The following is a 7,006-nucleotide window of genomic DNA, read 5'->3' on the forward strand; positions in this document are numbered from 1 at the left end:
GTCGCCAGCAGCTGCTGATCGATGAGGCGATCGTCCTTGGTGAGCTGGGGCATCACTTCGCGCAGGTACAGGTAGCGCGCAAGGTCGTTCTTGATGTGCGCGGTTTCCGTGAACAGGTCGCGACTCACGGCGGTGGCCGAGGATGCGGTGGCCGGCCCCTCGGGTTGCGTGGCTGTCTGTGTCGGCGCGGGTTGTTGCTTGGCGGCCTGGGCGTGCACCGCACCCGCCGCGCACGCCGCCAGTACCGCCGCGCAGCGCATCGCCGAACGCCACCGTACCAACATCCTGCTGGACTGCTCTGACGTTCCCATCGCGCTAATCTCTCAAGGTCAGGAGTGGGTCATGGCGACGCTACAATAGTCCGATGGATGATTCACGCAGTGATGTGCTGGTTCTCGGCGGTGGCGTCATCGGCCTGGCCTGCGCTTACTACCTGCTGAAGTCTGGGGCTACCGTGCGCGTTCTGGAGCAGGGTACCCCGGGCTGCGGCAGTTCGCACGGCAATTGTGGAACGATCACCCCCAGCCACGCGGCGCCCCTGGCCATGCCGGGCATGTTTGGCGTGGCGTTGCGCTCGATGCTGCGGGCGGATGCACCGCTCTACCTCAACCCACGCTTTGACGGCCCGCGCCTGCGCTGGCTGCTCGGCTTTGCCCGCCACTGCAACTGGCGCGATTTCGAACATGCCGCGCAAGCACGTTCAGCCATCCTGCAACGCTCGCGCGGATTACTTGCGGGCCTCGTGCGCGACGAGCGGTTCGACTGCGAGTTCGGCGAAGAAGGGGAGCTGTATGTCTACCGCTCGGCAGGGGCGTTGCAGGCAGACGAGCGTCACCACGCCCAGGTGCTCGATCGCCTGGGTGTAGCGGTGGAGCGCTTGAGCGGCGAGGCCGTGGAAGAGCGCGAGCCCGCGCTTAAACCCGGCGTTGCCGGCGGGCTTTTCCACCCGGACGACGCACGTCTGCGACCAGACCGGTACGCCGCCGAACTCGCGCGCCGCGTGACGGAGCTGGGTGGCATCGTCGAATCGGGCGCCCGCATCGACGGCTTTGGCCTTGACGGCAATCGTATCGACCACGTGCGCACGACCCGCGGTGTGTTCCGTGGCGAGCGTGTGGTGATGGCGCTCGGTGCCTGGTCGCCGTTGACCGCGAGCTCGCTCGGCCTGCGCCTGCCCATGCAACCAGGCAAAGGCTATTCGATCACTTATTCGCGTCCCGCCGTGGCGCCGCGCCACGCGCTGGTATTGCGCGAGGCCGCCGTGTGCGTCACCACCTGGGACAGCGGCTTCCGGCTGGGCAGCACGATGGAGTTTTCCGGCTATGCCGAGGGCCTCAACCGCACGCGTCTGGATGCCTTGCGTCGAGGCGCCGCCCAGGGGCTGCACGTGCCCGAAGGGCCCGAACTGAAGGAAGAGTGGTGGGGTTGGCGTCCTATGAGTGTGGACGAGGTGCCAATCATCGGCCCCAGCTCCCGCTGGTCCAATCTCACTTTGGCCACGGCGCACGGCATGCTTGGCGTGAGCATGTCGGCGGCCACGGGCGAACTGGTGGCATCGATGTTGCGCGGCGCGACGCCAGCAATCGATCCCTCGCCGTACGCACCGTCGCGCTTTGGCGTGTGATCTTGACGCGGCCTGCTCGCAGACTCGCTTAACTTCAATGGCGCAAACCGGAGAGCGGCATGGCGGAAACGTTTGATCTGATCGTATTGGGTGGTGGTTCGGGTGGCCTGGGGGCCGCATTCCGTGCCGCGCGCCATGGCGCACGCGTCGCCTTGCTTGAACCCAGCGCACTGGGCGGCACCTGCGTCAATGTCGGCTGCGTGCCCAAGAAGGCGCTGTGGTTCGCCGGCCAGCTGGCGCAGGAGCAACGGCTCGCGGTGGACTATGGTTTTGCGTCCCAGCCCGGCGCGCTCGACTGGGAACATTTCCGCCAGCTGCGCCAGCACTACATCGACAACATCCGCCATCGTTACGCGATGGGCCTGGAAGAGGGCGGCATCCAGGTGTTCACCGAAACGGGGCGCTTCGTGTCCGCCAACACGATTGCCACTTCGTGCGGAGAAGAATTGCGTGCCCCGCAAATCGTGATTGCCACCGGCGGCCGTCCGCATCGCCTGGATATACCCGGCTTCGATCTGGGCATGGTGTCCGATGACATTTTTGCGCTGCGCACCTTGCCCAAGCGCATTGCCGTCATTGGCGCGGGCTACATCGCCATCGAATTCGCGGGACTGCTCAACGCGCTGGGCAGCGAGGTGACGCTGCACGTGCGCAATCGCATGCTCACGAGCTTCGATGCGGAACTGGTCGATGCGCTTGAGCAGCACATGTGCGACGCGGGCATCCGCATCACCAACCAGGTGAAAGTGACGGGCCTGCATCGCGATGGCGAAAACCTCATGATCGACGATGACGTCAATGGCCCCTGCGGACCGTATGACGCCGTGTTGTGGGCGATCGGCCGCGTACCCAACAGCGACCGGCTGGATCTCGATGCCGCTGGCGTCAACGTGGACGAATGGGGCCACATCGTCACCGACGCCTGGCAGGCCACCAATGTCGAAGGCATCTTCGCCGTCGGCGATGTCACCGAACGCCCGGAACTCACACCGGTGGCGGTGGCGGCGGGAAGACGACTGGCCGATCGACTGTTCGGCGGCAAACCCGACAGTCGGCTCGATTACGACAATATTCCCAGTGTCGTCTTCGCCGAGCCGCCACTGGCGATCGTCGGCCTCACCGAAGCGCAGGCGCGCCAATTCCATGGTGACAAAGTGCACGTGCACCGCGCGAAATTCACGCCGATGAAATGGGCCGTGGCAGGGCGGAAACATCCGACCTTGATGAAGGTCGTCACCGAAGGCGACGACGAGCGCGTGGTGGGCATCCATGTGCTCGGCGAAGGCGCGGACGAAATGCTGCAGGGCTTTGCGGTCGCGCTGAAAATGGGCCTGCGCAAGCGGGATCTGGAAGACACCATTGCCATCCATCCGAGTTCGGCCGAAGAACTGGTGTTGATCAACTGAGCGAGCCAACATCGGCTTTTCCCGCGCCACGGTAAACTTCACCCATGACTGCCACCTACACGCTACATCGCGGCACCGCGCCGCTGCTCATCAGCCTGCCGCACGACGGCAGCCATATTCCCGATGACATCGCCGCGCGCATGCGACCCGACGCGCAGCGCTCGGTCGATACCGACTGGCACGTGGGGCGGCTGTACGAGCCGCTCGCCAAGGCACTGGGGGCGAGCGTGATCCGTCCGGTGGCATCGCGTTACGTGGTCGACCTCAATCGTCCCGCGGACGGTCATGCGCTGTATCCCGGCAAGCGCGAAACCGGTCTTGTCTCCACCATCGGCTTCGATGGTGAGCCGCTTTACCTCGATGGAGCTGAACCGACGGCGGAAGAAATACAACGTCGGGTAAATGCGTATTGGCGTCCGTATCACGACGCGCTATCGCAAGAACTTGAACGATTGCGTGCCGCGCACGGCCGTGTGGTGCTCTGGGACGGGCATTCCATCCGTAGCCGCGTGCCCATGTTGTTCGAGGGGCAGTTGCCCGACTTCAACCTGGGTACGGCCGAGGGCGCGAGCTGCTCGGCGGCCTTGCAGCAGCAACTCAAGGATGTGCTGGAAACCCAGTCCCGCTATAGCTTCGTGGTGAATGGACGCTTCAAGGGTGGCTACATCACGCGCCATTACGGGCAGCCCGACAGCGGCGTGCAGGCCGTGCAGCTGGAGCTATCGCAGATCAATTACATGGACGAAGACAGCTTCGCGTATGCCGAAGCCAGCGCCGTGCAAGTGCAGGAAACCATCGCGCGCCTGCTCGCGCTCTGCGTGGCGTAAGCGCAAAAACATTCGACCCTTGTTAGGGTCTTGCAATGTCAAGACGTGGCCTGCGGAAATCTCGCGCGCATGCTGGAAAAATCCAGTTCCGGGCTGCTGCCAAACGTGCGATGTTTTAGCCGTCGCGATGCACGGATCGGCCCATTCCGATCGGTGCGCGGCACGAACATCAGGCTCATTACGTCGAGGCTCACACACATGCGCAAGTTCGCGATCGCTTCCCTGCTGCTGGCAGGCATGGCTTTCACCGGTTCCCTGTTGGCTCAGGACGCAGCCCCGCAGCCTGCGCCCGCCGCCAAGTCGGCTTCGGCCACACCAGCGCCCGCCAGCTCGTCGTCACACAAGCACAAGAAGAGCAAGTCCACCAACAACGGCCAGCCCAAGCCCAAGGGCAGCAAGTCCGCCAAGCGCACGGCCAAGTCCACGCTGCCGCAGACTGAAGCCAGTCACTAAGCGGCTCTTGTAAAAGGAAAGCCCCGGCATTCGCATGCCGGGGCTTTTTTTGTGTGCGCTGCCTCAGGCCTTCGGTGCAGCGATGCACTTCAATTCAATGGCTATCGGCGTGGGCAGTGCCGTGATGCCCAGCGTCGTGCGACAAGCGTCGACGCCCGCGAAGTATTCCGCATAAAGCTTGTTGTACGCGGGAAAATCACGCCCCATGTCGGTAAGAAACACCGTCACGTCCACCAGGTCTTCCCAGCGCGCGCCGCTTGCTTCGAGCACGGCGCGCACATTGGCGAACACCTGCCGGCATTGCGCTTCGATGTCGTAGTCCACCAGCTTGCCGGCAGCGTCATACACATTGCCGGGAATCGCATTGCTGCCGGGCGTGCGCGGGCCGACGCCGGAGAGAAACAACAGATCGCCGACTCGCCGCGCATGCGGATACGCGCCCACCGGCGCCGGGGCCTGATCGGTGCGGACGACGTTGCTCATCGATTGAACTCGGGAATCGTGMCCAGGCGCTGCATGGCGTGCTCGTAGGCGGGCCTCAGTCCTTCGCGCGAACTCACATGCATGCCCAGATCGTTGACGTGTCCATCGAACAGGCTGTAACACCACGCGTGCACGGAGAGCTTCTGCCCGCGCTCCCAGGCATCCATCACCATGGTGGTGTGGCAGACGTTGACCACCTGTTCCATCGCGTTGAGTTCGCACAGGCGAGCATTGCGCAGATTCATCAGGTCGATCGAGGTGAGCAGCTGCTTGTGCTTTTGCGCGACATCGCCGACATGGCGAAGCCAGTTGTCGACCAGGCCCAGGCGGCGATCGTCGAGGACCGCCTGCACGCCACCGCAACCGTAATGGCCCACCACCAGGATGTGCTCGACCTTGAGCACGTCGACGGCGAACTGGATGGTGCTCAGGCAATTGAGATCGGTATGCGACACCACGTTGGCGACATTTCGCTGCACGAAGATATCGCCCGGCGGCAGATCCACGATCTGCGTGGCTGGCACGCGCGAGTCGGAGCAACCGATCCACAGATACTTCGGCGCCTGCTGCTGGGCGAGGCGTTCGAAGAAGCGCGGGTCCTGTTCGACCATGGCAGCGGACCAGTGACGGTTGCTGTCGAGTAGATTCTGCAGGGGACTTTTCACGATGGCGCTCTCATCAATAACGAATACAGATGTTCTTGGGCTCGGTGAAGAAGCGCAGCGCTTCGGCGCCGCCCTCGCGACCGAGGCCCGATTGTTTGGTGCCGCCAAAGGGCGTGCGCAGATCGCGCAGCAGCCAGCAGTTGGTCCACACGATGCCAAAATCCAGTTGGGCGCCGAAGCGATGTGCGCGCGACAGGTTGCGCGTCCACACCGAGGCGGCCAGGCCGTAACCGGTGCCGTTGGCGATGGCGAGCGCTTCGGCTTCGTCCTCGAACGGAATCAGGGTGACGACGGGTCCGAAAATTTCCTGCTGGTTGGTGGTGGCGCCATTGCCCAGGCCTTCGATGACGGTCGGTGCGACGAACCAGCCGTCGGCGCAGCGGCCATCCACGGTCACCGACTCGCCGCCACAGAGAATGCGGCCGCCTTCTTCGCGAGCCGTGGCGATGCAGCCCATCACCTTGTCGAAGTGTTCGCGCGAGACCAGTGCGCCAAGATCGCTGGCGCTTTCGTTCGGATCGCCCACCCGCAGCGCCTGAACGCGTGCCAGGTAGCGCTCGCGGAAGGTGTCGTAGATGGAACGTTGCACCAGCAGACGCGAGCCGCAGAGGCAGATCTCGCCCTGATTGGCGAAGCCCGAGCGCACGATGGTGTCGAGATTGGCGTCGCTGAGGTCGGCGTCTTCGAACACCACGGCGGGATTCTTGCCGCCAAGCTCCAGCGATACCTTCTTGAATTGCGGCGCGGCCACGGCGGCAATCTGCGCGCCGGTGCGCGTGCTGCCGGTGAAGGACACGGCCTTGACCGACCGGTGCTCAACCATGGCCTGGCCCACGGTCGGTCCGCGGCCTTGCACGATGTTGAATACGCCAGGCGGAAAGCCCGCCTCGATGCTCAGCTCACCAAGCAAGGCAGCGGTGCAGGGCGTGATCTCCGAGGGCTTGGCCACGACCGTATTGCCGGCCGCAAGCGCCGGGGCGATCTTCCAGCTGAACAGATACAGCGGCAGGTTCCACGGACTGATGCAGCCGACCACGCCCAACGGCTGGCGGAGCGTGTAGTTGATCGCACCGGCTTCCATCGCATGCGACTCACTGCCCCAACTGATGATGGCGGCGGCGAAGAAACGCAGGTTGGAGATCGCACGAGGAATATCGAGCTTGCGCGCTTGGCTCAGCGGCTTGCCGCTGTCGCGCGATTCCAGCGCCACGAATTCGTCCATGCGCGCTTCGATCAGATCGGCCAGCCGATGCATAAGGCTGGCGCGCTGCTCGGCGGGCGTTGCCGCCCACTCGGGCGCGGCGCGCGCGGCGGCGGCCACGGCGTCGGCAACGTCTTCGGCGGTGGAGTCGGGACAGTGGGCGAAAACCTGGCCGGTGGCCGGTTCGTACACGTCCAGCCAGCGATCATGTCGCGGCGCCTGAAGGCGGCCGTCGATCAGGTTGGCGAGGCGCAGGGTAGGCATCTGCGCAAGCTTAAGACCTGCGGGCTCCGATTGCACCGGACGCTGGCGTATGCCCGATTCAATGTGAATGTGGGAGCGCACCC

At 64.3% G+C, this 7,006-nt stretch carries 7 protein-coding genes and 1 pseudogene; 4 read left to right on the plus strand and 4 right to left on the minus strand.

The genetic code is table 11. The features are described from left to right. Positions 1-284: pseudogene (locus AC1DMG_RS18180) on the minus strand (hypothetical protein); the annotation flags it as partial. Between the two features lie 80 nt (positions 285-364). On the opposite strand from AC1DMG_RS18180, the gene AC1DMG_RS18185 reads away from it, so the two are divergent. The 4 genes from AC1DMG_RS18185 to AC1DMG_RS18200 all read left to right on the plus strand — a co-directional run bounded on the left by AC1DMG_RS18185 (position 365) and on the right by AC1DMG_RS18200 (position 4,310). Further along, a complete protein-coding gene (locus tag AC1DMG_RS18185) occupies positions 365-1,624 on the plus strand; it encodes an NAD(P)/FAD-dependent oxidoreductase (protein ID WP_441604342.1) in 1,260 nt (419 codons plus the stop codon). 59 nt (positions 1,625-1,683) lie between these two features. Then, positions 1,684-3,030, plus strand: a complete 1,347-nt coding sequence (gorA, locus tag AC1DMG_RS18190; RefSeq protein WP_441604341.1) for a glutathione-disulfide reductase — start codon at positions 1,684-1,686, stop codon at positions 3,028-3,030. 44 nt (positions 3,031-3,074) lie between these two features. Continuing rightward, entirely contained in the window at positions 3,075-3,857 is a 783-nt protein-coding gene (gene hutG / locus AC1DMG_RS18195; RefSeq protein WP_441604340.1) for an N-formylglutamate deformylase, read from the plus strand. A gap of 198 nt (positions 3,858-4,055) precedes the next feature. Then, complete coding sequence (locus tag AC1DMG_RS18200) at positions 4,056-4,310, plus strand: hypothetical protein (RefSeq protein ID WP_441604339.1); 255 nt, start codon at positions 4,056-4,058, stop codon at positions 4,308-4,310. A gap of 63 nt (positions 4,311-4,373) precedes the next feature. On the opposite strand, the gene AC1DMG_RS18205 is transcribed toward AC1DMG_RS18200, so the two are convergent. From AC1DMG_RS18205 to AC1DMG_RS18215, 3 genes are read right to left on the minus strand one after another with little or no spacing between them, the layout of a single operon-like run. Continuing rightward, positions 4,374-4,793 (minus strand): RidA family protein, encoded by a 420-nt coding sequence (locus tag AC1DMG_RS18205; protein ID WP_441604338.1) that lies wholly within the window; start codon positions 4,791-4,793, stop codon positions 4,374-4,376. Then, positions 4,790-5,458: a carbonate dehydratase gene (gene can, locus AC1DMG_RS18210; protein ID WP_477180863.1), complete on the minus strand. Its 669-nt coding sequence runs from the start codon at positions 5,456-5,458 to the stop codon at positions 4,790-4,792. Before can ends, AC1DMG_RS18205 begins: the two co-directional genes overlap by 4 nt. Positions 5,459-5,471: 13 nt before the next feature. Then, a complete protein-coding gene (locus AC1DMG_RS18215; protein ID WP_441604336.1) occupies positions 5,472-6,923 on the minus strand; it encodes an aldehyde dehydrogenase in 1,452 nt (483 codons plus the stop codon). Positions 6,924-7,006: the final 83 nt, after the last annotated feature.

The organism is Dyella sp. 01N36, assembly GCF_056399745.1.

Coding starts and splice junctions, on each gene's coding strand:
- AC1DMG_RS18185 (WP_441604342.1), top strand. CDS start 365: ATGGATGATTCACGCAGTGATGTGCTGGTTCTCGGCGGTGGCGTCATC.
- gorA (WP_441604341.1), top strand. CDS start 1,684: ATGGCGGAAACGTTTGATCTGATCGTATTGGGTGGTGGTTCGGGTGGC.
- hutG (WP_441604340.1), top strand. CDS start 3,075: ATGACTGCCACCTACACGCTACATCGCGGCACCGCGCCGCTGCTCATC.
- AC1DMG_RS18200 (WP_441604339.1), top strand. CDS start 4,056: ATGCGCAAGTTCGCGATCGCTTCCCTGCTGCTGGCAGGCATGGCTTTC.
- AC1DMG_RS18205 (WP_441604338.1), bottom strand. CDS start 4,793: ATGAGCAACGTCGTCCGCACCGATCAGGCCCCGGCGCCGGTGGGCGCG.
- AC1DMG_RS18215 (WP_441604336.1), bottom strand. CDS start 6,923: ATGCCTACCCTGCGCCTCGCCAACCTGATCGACGGCCGCCTTCAGGCG.